This is a genomic window from Nocardia sp. NPDC003269 (assembly GCF_042888005.1).
Lineage (GTDB): Bacteria > Actinomycetota > Actinomycetes > Mycobacteriales > Mycobacteriaceae > Nocardia.
Genome location: NZ_JBIAPA010000004.1, coordinates 26397 through 41417, shown reverse-complemented (window position 1 = coordinate 41417; position 15021 = coordinate 26397). Strand labels below are relative to the sequence as shown.

The 15021-nt window shown below is 70.3% G+C and carries 12 protein-coding genes; 6 read left to right on the top strand and 6 right to left on the bottom strand.

Going from position 1 to position 15021, the window contains the following annotated elements; genetic code table 11:
* Positions 1–87: 87 nt before the first annotated feature.
* Positions 88–1425, top strand: coding sequence for a type I glutamate--ammonia ligase (gene glnA / locus ACFYWJ_RS28340; protein ID WP_218721857.1), 1338 nt, complete (start codon positions 88–90; stop codon positions 1423–1425).
* A 60-nt stretch (positions 1426–1485) separates the two neighbouring features.
* Positions 1486–4497, top strand: a complete 3012-nt coding sequence (locus tag ACFYWJ_RS28335; protein WP_355279165.1) for a bifunctional [glutamine synthetase] adenylyltransferase/[glutamine synthetase]-adenylyl-L-tyrosine phosphorylase — start codon at positions 1486–1488, stop codon at positions 4495–4497.
* A gap of 57 nt (positions 4498–4554) precedes the next feature.
* On the opposite strand, the gene ACFYWJ_RS28330 is transcribed toward ACFYWJ_RS28335, so the two are convergent.
* A complete protein-coding gene (locus ACFYWJ_RS28330; RefSeq protein WP_218721900.1) occupies positions 4555–4758 on the bottom strand; it encodes a cold-shock protein in 204 nt (67 codons plus the stop codon).
* 222 nt (positions 4759–4980) lie between these two features.
* Between ACFYWJ_RS28330 and ACFYWJ_RS28325 the strand changes: the two genes are divergently transcribed.
* Entirely contained in the window at positions 4981–6000 is a 1020-nt protein-coding gene (locus ACFYWJ_RS28325) for a hypothetical protein (protein WP_355279168.1), read from the top strand.
* A gap of 116 nt (positions 6001–6116) precedes the next feature.
* Positions 6117–8630: a DUF262 domain-containing protein gene (locus ACFYWJ_RS28320; protein WP_355279171.1), complete on the top strand. Its 2514-nt coding sequence runs from the start codon at positions 6117–6119 to the stop codon at positions 8628–8630.
* Between the two features lie 15 nt (positions 8631–8645).
* On the opposite strand, the gene ACFYWJ_RS28315 is transcribed toward ACFYWJ_RS28320, so the two are convergent.
* Both ACFYWJ_RS28315 and ACFYWJ_RS28310 read right to left on the bottom strand, forming a co-directional pair.
* Complete coding sequence (locus tag ACFYWJ_RS28315) at positions 8646–9311, bottom strand: phosphoribosylanthranilate isomerase (RefSeq protein ID WP_355279174.1); 666 nt, start codon at positions 9309–9311, stop codon at positions 8646–8648.
* Between the two features lie 28 nt (positions 9312–9339).
* Positions 9340–9663 (bottom strand): hypothetical protein, encoded by a 324-nt coding sequence (locus ACFYWJ_RS28310; protein WP_355279175.1) that lies wholly within the window; start codon positions 9661–9663, stop codon positions 9340–9342.
* Between the two features lie 69 nt (positions 9664–9732).
* Here ACFYWJ_RS28310 and ACFYWJ_RS28305 point away from each other — a divergent pair, with 69 nt between their 5' ends.
* Positions 9733–10683 (top strand): endonuclease/exonuclease/phosphatase family protein, encoded by a 951-nt coding sequence (locus ACFYWJ_RS28305; RefSeq protein ID WP_355279178.1) that lies wholly within the window; start codon positions 9733–9735, stop codon positions 10681–10683.
* A gap of 76 nt (positions 10684–10759) precedes the next feature.
* Positions 10760–12205: a metallopeptidase gene (locus ACFYWJ_RS28300; RefSeq protein ID WP_355279180.1), complete on the top strand. Its 1446-nt coding sequence runs from the start codon at positions 10760–10762 to the stop codon at positions 12203–12205.
* On the opposite strand, the gene ACFYWJ_RS28295 is transcribed toward ACFYWJ_RS28300, so the two are convergent.
* Genes ACFYWJ_RS28295 through ACFYWJ_RS28285 form a run of 3 tightly spaced genes read right to left on the bottom strand, consistent with a single transcriptional unit; the run spans position 12206 to position 14940 of the window.
* Positions 12206–12670: a 6,7-dimethyl-8-ribityllumazine synthase gene (locus ACFYWJ_RS28295; RefSeq protein WP_355279183.1), complete on the bottom strand. Its 465-nt coding sequence runs from the start codon at positions 12668–12670 to the stop codon at positions 12206–12208. It abuts the gene before it with no gap.
* A gap of 24 nt (positions 12671–12694) precedes the next feature.
* A complete protein-coding gene (locus ACFYWJ_RS28290) occupies positions 12695–13531 on the bottom strand; it encodes a lysophospholipase (protein WP_355279185.1) in 837 nt (278 codons plus the stop codon).
* Positions 13528–14940: a M20/M25/M40 family metallo-hydrolase gene (locus tag ACFYWJ_RS28285; RefSeq protein WP_355279188.1), complete on the bottom strand. Its 1413-nt coding sequence runs from the start codon at positions 14938–14940 to the stop codon at positions 13528–13530. The genes ACFYWJ_RS28290 and ACFYWJ_RS28285 overlap by 4 nt, the downstream gene beginning before the upstream one ends.
* Positions 14941–15021 lie beyond the last annotated feature (81 nt).

The following is a 15021-nucleotide window of genomic DNA, read 5'->3' as shown; positions in this document are numbered from 1 at the left end:
GGTGAGATGTGCGGACGAGGTGACGAGATAGCAAACGCGAGCGCGTATGTAACACGGATTTAACGCCGGGTGCTTACGCTCGCCGGTATGGATCGCCAGAAGGAATTCGTGCTGCGGACGCTCGAAGAGCGGGACATCCGCTTCGTGCGTCTCTGGTTCACCGACGTGCTGGGTTACCTGAAGTCCGTCGCCATCGCACCCGCCGAGCTCGAGGGCGCCTTCGAGGAGGGCATCGGGTTCGACGGCTCGGCCATCGAGGGCTTCGCGCGCGTGTCCGAGGCGGACATGGTCGCGCGGCCCGATCCGTCGACCTTCCAGGTGCTGCCCTGGGCCACCTCCAAGGGCCACCAGCACTCCGCCCGCATGTTCTGCGACATCACCATGCCCGACGGCTCGCCGTCCTGGGCCGACCCGCGCCACGTGCTGCGGCGTCAGCTCAACAAGGCCGCCGACGTGGGCTTCAGCTGCTACGTGCACCCCGAGATCGAGTTCTTCCTGCTGGAGAACGGCCTGAAGAACGGCGCGCCGGTGCCCGCCGACAACGGCGGCTTCTTCGACCAGGCCGTGCACGACTCGGCCCCGAACTTCCGCCGCCACGCCATCGACGCGCTCGAGTCGATGGGCATCTCGGTGGAGTTCAGCCACCACGAGGGCGCCCCCGGCCAGCAGGAGATCGACCTGCGCTACGCCGACGCGCTCTCGATGGCCGACAACGTGATGACCTTCCGCTACCTCATCAAGGAGGTCGCGATCGACGAGGGCGTGCGTGCGACGTTCATGCCCAAGCCGTTCGCCCAGTACCCGGGCTCGGCCATGCACACCCACATGAGCCTGTTCGAGGGCGAGTCCAACGCCTTCGCCGACCCCGACGATCCGGAGAACCTGTCCGCGACGGCGCGCTCGTTCATCGCGGGCATCCTCGAGCACGCCCCCGAGATCAGCGCGATCACCAATCAGTGGGTGAACTCCTACAAGCGCCTGATCCACGGCGGCGAGGCGCCGACGGCGGCGTCGTGGGGCCGGTCCAACCGCTCCGCGCTGGTCCGCGTGCCGATGTACACGCCGAACAAGTCGTCCTCGCGGCGCGTCGAGATCCGCAGCCCAGATTCGGCCTGCAACCCGTACCTGACCTTCGCGGTGCTGCTCGCGGCCGGTCTGCGCGGCATCGAGAAGGGCTACACGCTGCCGCCGGAGGCCGAGGACGACGTGTGGTCGCTGACCGACGCCGAGCGTCGGGCCATGGGCTTCCGCTCGCTGCCCGGCACCCTCGACGAGGCCCTGCAGGTGATGGAGCGCTCCGAGCTCGTCGCCGAGACCCTCGGCGAGCACGTGTTCGACTTCTTCCTGCGCAACAAGCGCCGGGAGTGGGCCGCCTACCGCAGCCAGGTGACCCCGTGGGAGCTCGAGGAATACCTCAGCCTGTGACACCGCGCCCGGCATACCGGGCGTGACACGGTCGATGCGCGGACCATGTACTTTGAGGGCATGGTCCGGCCACCGACTGCCCGCTCCGCTGTCCCCGGCGTCGGCCGGCTCGGCTTGCTCGAGCCCACCGCAGCGGATTCCCTGCACCAGCTCGGCTGGGACAACGTCGACGGGGTGCCCGTGCTCTGGGCGTTGTCGCGCGCGCCCGACGCCGATCTGGCGTTGTCCACGCTGATCCGGTTGCACGAGTCGCTCGGAACCGATTGGGCCGAACTGGATTCGGCACTGCGCACCGATAGCACGTTGCGCGGCAGGTTGTTCGGGCTGCTCGGTTCGTCCACCGCCTTCGGTGATCATCTGGTGGCCGCGCCCGCCGCGTGGAAGCTGCTGCGCGCGAACCGGCTTCCCGAGCGCGAGGAACTGCTCGCCGACCTGCTCGACGCGGTCCAGGCGAAACCCGAGGACGGACCCAACGCGGGGCCGATGCTGTTCCGGGCCGAGATCGCCGGTCCGGAGGCGATCGCGTTGCTGCGCAGCCGGTATCGCGATCAGCTGATGCTGCTGGCCGCGTTCGACCTGGCCTCCACCGTCGAGAACGAGCCGGTGCCGCCGTATCTCGTGGTCGGCAGGCACCTCTCGGATCTGGCCGACGCCGCGCTCACCGCCGCGCTGTCGGTGGCCGTCGCGCGGGTGTGCAAGAACGGCCCGGTGCCGGTGCGGCTGGCGGTCATCGCGATGGGCAAATGCGGTGCGCGCGAACTGAACTACGTCAGCGATGTCGACGTGGTGTTCGTCGCCGAACCGGCTGACGCCACCGCGACCAGGCTGGCCGCGGAGATGATGAGCGTCGCCAGTTCGGCGTTCTTCGAGGTCGACGCGGCGCTGCGGCCCGAGGGCAAGGCGGGCGCGCTGGTGCGCACGCTCGACTCCCACCTCGCCTACTACAAGCGCTGGGCCCGCACCTGGGAGTTCCAGGCGCTGCTGAAGAACCGGCCGATGACCGGTGATCTCGAACTCGGACAGCAGTACCGCGACGCGCTCATGCCGATGGTGTGGGCCGCCTCCGAACGCCCCGACTTCGTCGCCGACGTGCAGGCCATGCGCCGCCGGGTGGAGGACCTGGTCCCCGCCGACCTGCGCGAACGTGAGCTCAAGCTCGGCGCGGGCAGCCTGCGCGATGTCGAATTCGCCGTGCAGCTGCTGCAATTGGTGCACGGCCGGGTCGACGACGCCCTACACGTCACCAACACCGTCGAGGCGCTCACCGCGCTGGCCGCGGGCGGGTACGTCGGCCGTGACGACGCGGCCAACCTCACCGCCTCCTACGAGTTCCTGCGCCTGCTCGAGCACCGGCTGCAACTGCAGCGGCTCAAGCGCACCCACACCCTGCCCGCCGCCGACGACGAGGAGGGCATGCGCTGGCTCGCCCGCGCGGCCCACATCCGGCCCGACGGCCGTCAGGACGCGGTCGGGGTGCTCGAGACCGACATCCGGCGCAACTCCATGCGGGTGCGCAGGCTGCACGCCAAGCTGTTCTACCGGCCGCTGCTCGAGTCGGTCGCCCGGCTCGACTCCGACGCGCTGCGGCTGAGCCCCGACGCCGCTGTCCGTCAGCTCGCCGCGCTCGGTTACGGCGCGCCCGCCAACGCGCTCGGCCACCTCAAGGCGCTCACCGGCGGCGTCTCGCGCAAGGGCCGCATCCAGGCGCTGCTGCTGCCGACCCTGCTCGAATGGCTCGGTGACACACCGAATCCCGATGCGGGCCTGCTCGCGTATCGCCGGGTCTCGGAAGGTCTCGACGATCAGATCTGGTTCCTGCGCGAACTGCGCGACGAGGGTGCCATCGCCCAGCGGCTGATGATCGTGCTCGGCTCCTCGGAGTACCTGCCCGATCTGCTGATCAACGCCCCCGAGACCATCCGCATGTACGCCGACGGACCGGCGGGCCCGCAGCTGCTCGGCCCGCAGCCCGAGGACGTCGCGCGCGGCATCCAGACCGCCGCGGCCCGCTACGACGACCCAGCGCGTGCCGTCGCCGCGGCCCGGTCGCTGCGCAGGCACGAGCTCGCCCGGGTGGCCTCGGCCGATCTGCTGGGCATGCTCGACGTCCCGCAGGTGTGCGCGGCGCTGTCCTCGGTCTGGGTCGCGGTGCTCGAGGCCGCGCTCGCCGCGGTCATCCGGGCCTCCGAGGCCGAGCGGGGCGCGCCTGCGCCCGCCGACTTCGCGGTGATCGGCATGGGCAGGCTCGGCGGGATGGAACTGGGCTACGGTTCCGACGCCGACGTGCTGTTCGTCTGCGATCCGCGCCCCGGCGAGGACGAGACCACCGCGGTGAAGTGGGCGATCGGCGTCGCGGAGAAGGTCCAGCGCCTGCTCGGCGCCCCGAGCACCGATCCGCCGCTGCAGGTCGACGCGGGCTTGCGCCCGGAGGGCCGCAACGGCGCGCTGGTGCGCACCCTGGCCGCCTATCAGGCCTACTACGACCAGTGGGCCCAGCCGTGGGAGGTGCAGGCACTGCTGCGCGCGCACCAGGTGGCGGGCGATCAGCAGCTGGGCGTGCGGTTCCTGCACGTCATCGACCCGATCCGCTACCCGGCGGGCGGCGTGTCCGCCGAGTCGGTGCGCGAGATCCGCCGGATCAAGGCCCGCGTCGACGCCGAGCGCCTGCCGCGCGGGGCCAACCCCGCGACCCACACCAAGCTGGGGCGCGGCGGGCTGGCCGACATCGAATGGACCGTCCAGCTGCTGCAACTGCGGCACGCCCACGAGGTGCCCGCGCTGCACAACACCTCGACGCTGGAATCGCTCGACGTCATCGAGGCCGAGGGCATCCTGGAACCCGACGACGTCGCGCTGCTGCGGGAATCGTGGATCACCGCGACGGCGGCCCGCAACGCGCTCGTGCTGGTCAAGGGCAAGCCGACCGATCAGCTGCCCGGCCCGGGCCGCCTACTATCGGCGGTCGCGCGGGTGGCGGGCTGGCCCACCGACGACGGCAGCGAGTTCCTCGACAACTACATGCGCATCACCCGCCGCGCCAAGGCAGTCGTGGAGCGGGTGTTCGGGGGGTAGCGGAGACGAGAAAGGCCCCGCACCGAGGGTGCGGGGCCTTTCTCGTTCACGCCGGAATCAGATGGCGCGGACGTCCTGAGCCTGGGGGCCCTTCTGGCCCTGGCCGACCTCGAACTCGACCCGCTGGCCCTCTTCGAGGGACTTGAAGCCGGAGCCGCTGATGGCCGAGTAATGCACGAAGACGTCGGGGCCGCCTCCGTCTTGGGCGATGAAGCCGAAGCCCTTCTCGCCGTTGAACCACTTAACAGTGCCTTGAGTCATGTGTTTTACAAGTCTTTTCAGTCGGTGAGCCATGGCGATCTCTGTGATCAGCCCAGTCTCAGCAGCCAAGTATGCCATACTCGCCGACAAACTGCGCGTACGGGCCTGCCGCACCGCGATCTGGGCGGAGTCTGCGTGCCGCGCTCGGCGTGTCGGCGCCGAAGATCATCCCCGGGTGCGCCGAGGTCACACCGGCGGGCGCGATGTGCCAATCTGGGCGACATGGGTGAGACCAACGATGCGCACTCCGGACACGTCGACCTGGCACTGCGGGTGCTCGACGCGCACGTGGCCTTCACCAAGGAGCAGCTGCGCACGCCCACCGGGTTCCTCGAACTGGTCACCGAGGAGGTCGACGGCCTGCTCGCCGAATGTGCCGTGCTGACCCTGGCCGAGGCCGTCACCCGCGAGCAGATCAAGGGCGTCGCGCACAAGTACGCGGTGCAGATCCCGGTCGAGGGCGCCATTCCCGAACTCGTCGGCGAGATTGCCGCCCGGCTGTACAACCACCGCGCCCAGGACGAGATCCCGGTCGGCGCGGTGGTCGACAACCGCCGCTTCGACGAACTGGTCTCGGCCGTGGCCGATATGGAGGTCGCGCACCGGCTGGTGCGGCTGGTGCTCAACAGCCCGGTCACCGTCGACGCCTGTGTCGAAGCGGTGCAGCGCGCGGTCGTCACCGCCGTCGACGAGGGCAAGCACGCCGACGGCGGCGGCCTGGCGCGGTCGCTGCGCGGCGCGCTGGCCCGGCTGGCCGAGCCGGCGCTGCCGGTGATCGAGAACGGCGTCGGCCGGATCACCCGCACCGGCGCGCGATTCGTCCTGCGCGGCAACCGCGACGACGCCGACGACGTGCTGCTCGACGCCGCCCGCGAGACCTGGCGCAAGCACACCGGCGATTCGATCGGCTCGTTCCGGGAACTGGTCTCGGCCAACGACGTGGAAGACGCGGTCGTGCTCACCTTCGAGTTCTGGCGCACCTTCCGCGACACCGACTACTTCCACGCGCTGCTCGACGAGGGCATCGATCACGTCTTCGACAAATACGGCGACACCCCGCTGGCCGAATTGCTCACCGAGCTGGGCATCGGGCGCGCGGACATGATCGAGGAGGCGCTGCGGTTCGGCCCCTCGGTGCTCGCCGAACTGGACGAGCGCGGCTATCTCGACACCGTGGTCCGGCGCAGGCTGGCGCCGTTCTACGCCTCCGAGGCGTTCCGCGCGGCGGTGGCCGGAACCTAGGACCCGCGAGCCCGCGGACCGCGAGTTCTGTTCGGCCGCTGGCGCGTCGGTGTTTGTCGGTACGATCCGTGCAACGATGGAGCGCTTGCGCTACCGGATCGCGATGAAAGGCTGCCGTGACACGTCTGTCCTCCCTGCTCGACCAGATCGACTCCGGAGCGGTGCTGCTGCCCGAATTCCAGCGCGGTTACGTCTGGAACCGGGATCAGGTGCGCGGACTGATGCGGTCGCTGTACCTCGGTTATCCGGTCGGCGGGCTCCTGGTGTGGGAGACCGGATCCGAGGACATCGCCGTGCGCGGCCAGGGCGGCGGCTCGGGGCTGCGCCAGCTGCTGCTCGACGGCCAGCAGCGCATCACCACGCTCTACGGCATCCTGCGCGGCACCGCGCCGTCGTTCTTCGAGGGCGACGCCGTCGCGTTCACCGGGCTCCACTTCGATGTCGACCGTGAGGTTTTCGAGTTCCAGGTGCCCGGTCGTGAGACCGCCCCGACCTGGATCGATGTCACCGAACTGTTCGCCCTGGGACCGGTGCACTACCTGCCCCGGTTCACCGAGGTGCCGCCGGAGACGCTGGCGGTCTACCTCGACCGGCTCAACAAGCTGCGCGAGATCACCCATCGCGAGTTCAACGTCGAGACCATCACCGGCTCGGACCGCACCGTCGACGAGGTCGTCGACATCTTCAACCGCGTCAACTCCGGTGGCACCAAACTGTCCAAGGGCGACCTGGCGCTGGCGACGCTGTGCGCGCAGTGGCCGCAGGCCCGCGGCAACCTGCGCGATCACCTGATCCGCTGGGACAAGGACGGCTACACCTTCACCCTGGACTGGTTGCTGCGCAATGTGATCGCCGTCGGCAACGGGCGCGCGCACTTCGACGCGCTGGGTGATCTCTCGCCCGCGGAGTTCGAGCAGGCGCTCAGCGACACCTCGACCCAGGTCGACACCTTCCTCGACACCGTGGCGGGCCGCCTGGGCCTCGATCACGACCGAGTTCTGATGGGGCGCTACGCGATTCCGGTGGTCACCCGGCTGCTGTTCCTCAACGGCGGCCGCTTCGACGACGACCTGCACCGCGACCGGGTGCTGTACTGGTACATCCACTCGGCGCTGTGGGGCCGGTTCAGCGGGTCCACCGAGACCTTCCTGCAGCAGGACTACGAGACGCTCGAACGCGGCGGCATCAACGGCCTCATCGGCTCGCTGGAGCGGCTGCGCGGCGGCTCCCTCGACCTGTGCGCCGACGACTTCGGCGGCGCGACCCGGGGCTCGCGGTTCTATCCGCTGCTCTACCTGCTGACCCGCGTCGACGGTTCGCGCGACCTGGGCACCGGCGACGAACTCGGCATCGAGCAGTTCGGCGAGCGCACCCCGGTGCAGGTGCACTACCTGTTCCCGAAGACCACGCTGCGTGACGCGGGCTACGAGCGCAACGAGATCAACGCCATCGCCAACTTCTGCTTCCTCAGCCCCGGCTCGGAAGCCGAACTGGGCGAACGCGAACCGGCCGACTACCTCGCCGAGGTGGAGCGGCGGCACCCGGGTGTGCTCGCCTCGCAGTGGATTCCGACCGACCCGGCGCTGTGGCGGGTCGAGAACTACCGCGAATTCCTGCGCGCGCGCCGCAAACTGCTGTCCGCGGCGGCCGACGCGTTCCTCGAGCAGCTGCGCACCGGCACGCTGCACCGGCCGACGCTGCTGTCCGTCGGTGTGGCCGGGGTGAGCCTCGGTGACCCGGCGGTCGACCTGGTCAACGCGCTGGTGGACGACCTCGTCGCCGACGGTTTCGGCTTCCCGCTGCTCGACAGCGAGGTCTCCGATCCGGTGACCGGCCGCGAACTCGCTGTCGCCGAGGCGTTCTGGCCCGAGGGCCTGCAACCCGGCGTCGGCATGCCGGTGGTGCTGGTGCTCGCGCCGGCCAGCGCCGACCTCACCCGGCTGGCCCAGCTCGGCTACGCCGTGTTCACCTCCGTCGACGCGCTGCGCGGTTATGTCGACAACCTGCGCGTCGAGGTGTCCGGCGACACCGGCCTCTACGGCCCCGCCGCCGACGTGGCGACGCTGGCCGATCGCCTGCCCGCGACCTGGGTCGGCAACTCCGAGCAGGTCTGGTTCCGCTTCGCCTGGAACCAGCTCGAGCGCGACCGCGCCGACGGCCCCGACGCGGCCCTCGAACCCGAACAGGTCGCGCTGCGCTACATCGCCCTGTGGGCGCTGACCCGCACCTTCTACATCCACGCCTTCGACCAGGGCAATCCTGGGGAGTGGCGGTACTACCTGGGCGACGCGATCGGCCCGAATCCGCTGGTCCCACGCGACTGGCTGGCCCGCCGCGCCGTCGCCTCCGGTGCCCTTGCCCCCGGCGCCACCCCCGGCGACGAGGACATCGCCATCGCCATGGTGCACGGTGTCCTCGAGGTGGTCGAGGACGTCGCCACCGCCCTGTCCCACCTGCTCGGCGGCCCCGGCCTGTTCGCCTCGCTGTGGGCGTCGGCGGGCGCCGCCGAACACTACGGCTACCCGCTGTCCACCGACCAGATCAACGACCTCATCAACCAGGTCGTCAACGACCCGGCGTCCCGGAAGATCCAGGCCTACAACTGGATCGAGGCGGGCCTGCCGCTCTGACCGACGGGGCGCGGCTCAGCCGTGCCGCGCACCGTGCGCGGCGGCGACGAAGCTGTCGCACGCCTGCTGCGACTTGTCGCCCGAGGCGTCCTCGACACCGCTGTTGACGTCGACCCCGAACGGCTTCACCGCGCTGATCGCCGCGCCGACATTGGCCGCGGTCAGTCCGCCCGCGAGCACGACCGGGCAGCCGAGCGCGGCCAGTTCCGTGACGATGCGCGCGCTGACCGTCCAGTCGTGGGTGCGGCCGGTGCCGCCCAGCCGATCGGCGGTGCGGGAATCCAGCAGCACGCCGTCACAATCGGCGGCAGCGGCCTTCGCGTCCAGGATGGCGTCCGCGCCGGCGACATGGACGGCGCGCAGGATCATCCGGCCCCGGGCGGCGGCCTTGACCTGCCGCAGTGTCTCCGCCGAGACGAGCCCGTGCACCTGGATCGTGTCCACACCGAGCTGATCCGCCAGCTCGATGATCTCGTCCTCCGCCTCGAGATGGGTCACCAGCACCCGGTTGACGAACGGCGGGACCAGCGCGGCCAGTCGTCGCGCCGTCGCGGCGTCGAGCGCGTCCTCGCTGACATGGGTGATGCCGCTGATGAAGCCGACCGCGTCCGCGCCGGCCGCGAGCGCGATCCGCAGGTCGGCTTCCGAGCGGATTCCGCAGATCTTGGCGCGCACGGTCATGGGCGAAGACCCGCCGGGCGGGCGCGCCTCAACGGGACGCTCCGGTGGCGCGCTGGAAGGTCGCGACGAAGTCGCGCAGGGCGGTGCGGTCCTCGGTGTCGGCGGGGCGGTAGCCACGGGCCGCTTCGACGGTGATCGGGGTGCCCGCGCGGATGGGGAGCTCGGTCCAGCAGACCGGCAGGACCGGGAGCTGGACGGTGCGATCGGCCACGGTGAGGGTCAGCGCCGAGGTGTAGCGGCCCGCGACGGTCATCAGCGCGTCGACGGCGTCCTCGGTGAGCGGGCCCGCGGCGGGGAAGTCCTCGATGTACAACCGGCCACCTCCTTCTGCGGCGCCAGTGTAGGCCGCCACCGGCACCTCAGAGAACCTTTAGCGCCGCCATAAGGGCGCGACAAGGACGCCAGCCTAGGCTCGGGCCTCATGATGCGGAAATGGTTGGACCGGGCGTTGCTGGTCCTGGGGTGGGGCGCGCTGATCGCGGCGGTGGCCGGGATCGTGTTGCATCTGGGCAGCTGGCGGCAGCAGTCGCTGGTGCTGCTGGCGTCGGGGGCGATGTGGCTGATGCTGGGCGCGGTGCTCGGGCTGGTCCTCGTTCTCCTCGCGCGCGGCTGGCGCAGCGCGATCGCCGGGGGCGTGGTGCTGGCGGGCGCGGCCTGGCTGATCGTGCCGGGCTACATTCCGGCGGCCGGTGCGGCCGACGGACCGCAGCTGCGGGTGCTGCAATCGAATCTGCTCTTCGGACAGGCGGATCCGGCCGCCGTGGTCGCGGCGGTGCGCGACAACGACGTCGACGTGCTCACCGCCGACGAACTGACCACCGACTCGATCACCCGGCTGCGCGCGGCCGGACTGGAAGAGCGGCTGCCCTACTTCTACCTGGAACCCGCGCAGTCCGGCGGTGGCGGTACCGGCATCTACAGCCGATACCCGTTGCGCAAGAACACGAAGTACGACGGCTTCATCATGAGCAATATCTCCGCGACGATGGATCATCCACAGCGCGGCCCGATCTCGGTGTTCGCCTTCCACCCGATCCCGCCCAATATCGACTTCGCCGCGTGGACGGCCGAGCTGCGCCGCGTCGACGAGATCCTCGCGACGGCCCCGACGCCCGCGATCGTCGGCGCGGATTTCAATGCGACGCAGAACCATTCGGCCTACCGCGCGCTGCTGGACGGTCCGTTCGCGGCCGCCGCGGACCAGACCGGCGACGGCGTCCTGCTGACCTATCCCGCCGATCGCCGGTGGGGGCCGGTGATCGGCATCGATCACATCCTCGTCGCAGGTGGCGTGGCCGAAGAGGTCCACACGCTGACCATTCCGGGGTCCGATCACCGCGCACTGCTCGCCACGGTCCGGATGCGGGATTGACGGCGTCGATTACCATGTGAGCGCTCGACATCGGACCGCTCGGCGTCCGTGTCATTCCCCGGGGAGGAAACAGCGGATGATCAAACATCGGTTCGCCATGGCTGTGGCGGCACTGGTGAGCGTCGGCCTGCTCGCCACCGGTTGCTCGGCGACGACCGTCGCCAGTGACCAGGCGATGCCTGCGATGGACAACCCGTGGGAGGTGGCGGGCGCGACGTCGAACACCGGGCCCAGCGGCACCCGTCCGGGGGTGCCCGACACCGACAAGAAGGCGGAGAACGGCGACAACGGCAAGATCGACAAGCTCGCGCTCAACGCCATCGCCGATATCGAAGAGTATTGGCAGACCGAGTATTCCAAGACGTTCCGGGGCAACTTCAAGCCCGCTTCGAAGTACATCTCGTGGTCGGCGAAGGCGCCGGAAGCGGAATCGGTGCAGTTCTGCAAGAGCAGCACCTACAAGCTGGTCAACGCCGCGTACTGCCCGCTCGACCACACCATCGGCTGGGACCGCTCGGTCCTGCTGCCGCTGCTGGTCGACAAGTACAAGGAGATGTCGGTGGTGATGGTGCTGGCCCACGAGTACGGCCACGCCATCCAGTCCCAGGCCGACCTGCTGCGCGGCTTCCTCACCGACGCGCTGGTGAAGGAGCAGCAGGCCGACTGCCTGGCCGGGGTCTTCCTGCGCCACGTCGCCGAGGGCAGGTCCAAGCACTTCACCCTCAACACCACCGACGGCCTCAACGGTGTGCTCGGCGCGACCGTCGCCGTGCGCGACCGCGACCCCAATGATCCCGACGCCGTGCACGGTTCGGCCTTCGAGCGGGTCACCGCGGTGCAGATGGGCTACACCGAGGGCGCCGGGTCCTGCAAGGGGATCAACAAGGACGAGATCGAGAAGCGCCGCGCGGGCCTGCCGGTCACCTTCGAGGACGGCGAGCGCGAGAAGCAGCTGCCGGTGAACAAGGAGAACCTGAGCTCGCTGGCCACCCAGCTGGGCAAGTCGATGCCGGTGAAGAACGCGCCGAAGTTCGACTACGCGGGTGTCACCCGCAACTGCGCCTCGACCACCACTACCGAGCCGGTGTCGTACTGCCCGGGCAGCAACACCATCGGCACCGACCTGCCCGCCATGGCCAAGCGCGCGGGGGAGGGAACCACCGGCAAGGAGGAACCGCTCTCGGCGATGGTCACCGGCGACTACAACGCCGCGGTGGTCTTCGTGTCCCGCTACGCCCTGGCGGTGCAGCAGGATCGCAAGCTGTCACTCACCGGCGCCGAGTCGGCGGGCCTGCGCACCGCGTGCCTGTCCGGGGCGCTGACCACGAAACTCAGTGAGCCGGGCAGTGATCCGCGCCTGTCGGCCGGCGACCTCGACGAGGCGGTGTCGGGCCTGCTCGCCGACGGCCTCGCGGCCGCCGACGTCAACGGCAAGGTGGTGCCGAGCGGCTATCAGCGCCTCGAGGCGTTCCGCACCGGCGTCCTCGACGGCGAACAGGCCTGCCTGACCCAGTTCAAGTAGTCAGCGGGCCGCAGGCAGTGATCGCAGGGAGCTGAGGGTGTTCGCCACCGCGCGGGCGGCCTCGGCTCCCTTCGTCACGAAATGGTTGGTGTAGTAGTCGACGTGCTCGCTGTGCTCGTGGAAGTGGTGCGGCGTGAGCACCACCGAGAACACCGGGACGTCGTTGTCGAGTTGCACGCGCATCAGGCCGTCGATCACCGCGGTGGCGACGAAGTCGTGGCGGTAGATGCCGCCGTCGACGACCAGCGCGGCGGCGACGATCGCCTCGTAGCGGCCGGTGCGGGCCAGGCGCTGCGCGTGCAGCGGGATCTCGAAGGCGCCGGGGACGTCGAACACCTCGACGGCGGCCGGGTCGAAGCCCAGGCCGGCGTATTCGGCGACGAAGCCCTCGTGGGCCTTGGTGACGATGGAGCTGTGCCAGCTGGCGCGGATGAAGGCGACGGCGCCGGTAGACGTGGTTCCCATGCGCGGAGTCTACTAGGTTCTAAGTTACTCGTCGGTAATATGTCGCGAGAGCCAGTCGACGACGTCCGCGATCACCTGGTCGCGCTCGGGTTCGTTGAACACCTCGTGGAACAGCCCCGGGTAGCGCAGCACCGTCACGTCGGACGATCCGGCGTCGCGTTCGAGCAGGTCGGCGCTCGACGGCGCGGCGATGGTGTCGGCGGTGCCGTGCACCACCAGCAGCGGCGGGGTGAGCGCGTCGAGGCGCTGCTTCACCAGCGCGGTGTGCTGCAGGATCTCCACCGCGGTGCGGGCGGGCAGCTTGCCGCGGAACACCAGCGGGTCGTCGTCGTAGGCGCGCACCACCGCGGGATCGCGGCTGATCGTCGACGAATCCAGGGTCAGCACACCGAGATTCGGCGCGATCCGGGTGAGCAGGGGAGCGGCCAGGCGCTGCACCGGATTGCCCAGCGGGATGTCCAGCGGCGGCGCCGACACCACGACCCCGGCCACGTCGACCGGGCCGCGGGTCGCCAGGTGCAGCACCACCAGGCTGCCCATCGAATGCCCGAGCAGGAAGCGGGGGACGCCGGGATGGGCCTTGCCCGCCAGGTCGAGCAGTGCGGCCACATTGTCGGCGGCGGCGTGCATCGAGCCGATATTGGCCGCCGCGCCCTCCGACAACCCGTGCCCGATGTGATCGAGCGCGTACACCGCGAAGCCCTGCGCGGCCAGCGCGTCGCCCACGTACTCGTAGCGTCCCGAATGCTCGGCGACACCGTGCACCAGCACCACCACCGCACGCGGGTCGGAGGTGGGTTGCCAAGCGCGCCAGGCGATCCGGCCGCCGTTGCCGGCGAATTCGCCCGTGTCCGTCGTCATCGCTGCGCTGCTCCTTCGTCGCCGGGCGCCACCGCGAGCCGCTCGATCAGGCGCCGATTGAACTCGATCAGTCGAGCGTAGTTGAGCCGGGAGATCCGCTCGTCGGTTCCGTGGATCCGTTCCAGGTCCGCCGCGGTCAGCACGATCGGCGCGAAGTTGCAGCGGGTGGCGGCGAGCCCGTCGTAGTGCCGGGAATCGGTGGCGCCGGGCACCAGTCCGGTGGTGGTCACGATGCCGGGGACGATCTCGGCGGCGAGCTCGGCGATCAGCGCGTAGGACGGGCCGGGCCCGGTGACGCGCGAGGGCTCCGACGCGGGCCCGACCAGCTCGATCGCCACCCCGATGTCGCGGATCACCCGGCGACAGTGCGCGAGCACGGTCGACACCGAATCACCGGGCAGGATACGGAAATTCACCAGCGCCTCGGCGCTCTGCGGCAGCACATTGGCCTTCACCCCACCATGGATCACCGTCGGCGCCGTGGTCGTGCGGACCAGCGCCTCGGTGGTGGGGCCCGCCGCCAGGATCCGGGTGACCAGCGGCCCCGCCAGCGTGGCCAGCCCGCGGGTATCGGCGAGCTCGAGCAGCTTGCGGCGCGGTTCCGGCAGCGCCACCCGCATCCGGGCGAGCATGTCGGTGATCACCGGCGTCAACCGCAGCGGCATCGGATGGTCCTGCACCCGGGCGACGGCGCGGGCCAGGCGACCGACCGCGGTCTGCTTGCCGGGCATGGACGAGTGCCCGCCGGTCTCGCTGACCGACAGCCGCACCGTCGCGTACCCCTTCTCACCCAGCATGATGCTCGCGACCGGCCGCTCGACCCCGTCGGCGACGCCCTCGGTGATCACCCCGCCCTCGTCGAGCAACAGCTCGGCCCTGACCTTCTCGTCCCGCAGGTGCTCGGCCATCCGGACCGCGCCGCCGTCGCCGAAGACCTCTTCGTCGTGGCCGAAGGCGAGGTAGACGGTGTGCCGGGGACGCACACCGGCCGTCAGTGACTGCTCGACGGCCTCGAGCACGGCCAGCACCCGGCTCTTGTCGTCGATCGCGCCCCGGCCCCAGATGAACTCCGCGTCGACGACGCCGGCGAACGGGGGATGGGTCCAGCGCCGCGGATCGTCGACCGGGACGACGTCCTGGTGGGCCAGCAGGATCGCGGCGACCGGTCCCGGCTCGGCGCCGTCCCAGCGGTAGAGCCTGCTGCGGCCGAAGGTGGTCACGGTCAGCTCGGCGTGCACGCGCGGGAACGACGTCTCGAGGTGTTCGGCGAGCCGGGCGAACTCCGCGTCGGCGGTCTGAGTGGGGTCCTCGGTCGACACCGTCGCGCACCGCAGCGCCGCGGCCAGCCGCTCGGCGACCGCGTCGTCGACCCCGGTGGTGACGGGGGATCCGGTCGGTTTCTCGATCATCGGGCGCACCCTCGCCATTGTTGCCCGTGCCCGGCGGATTCGCCGTGAAAGACGTCCGAATCGCCGTGTTCGAGGTCGCTG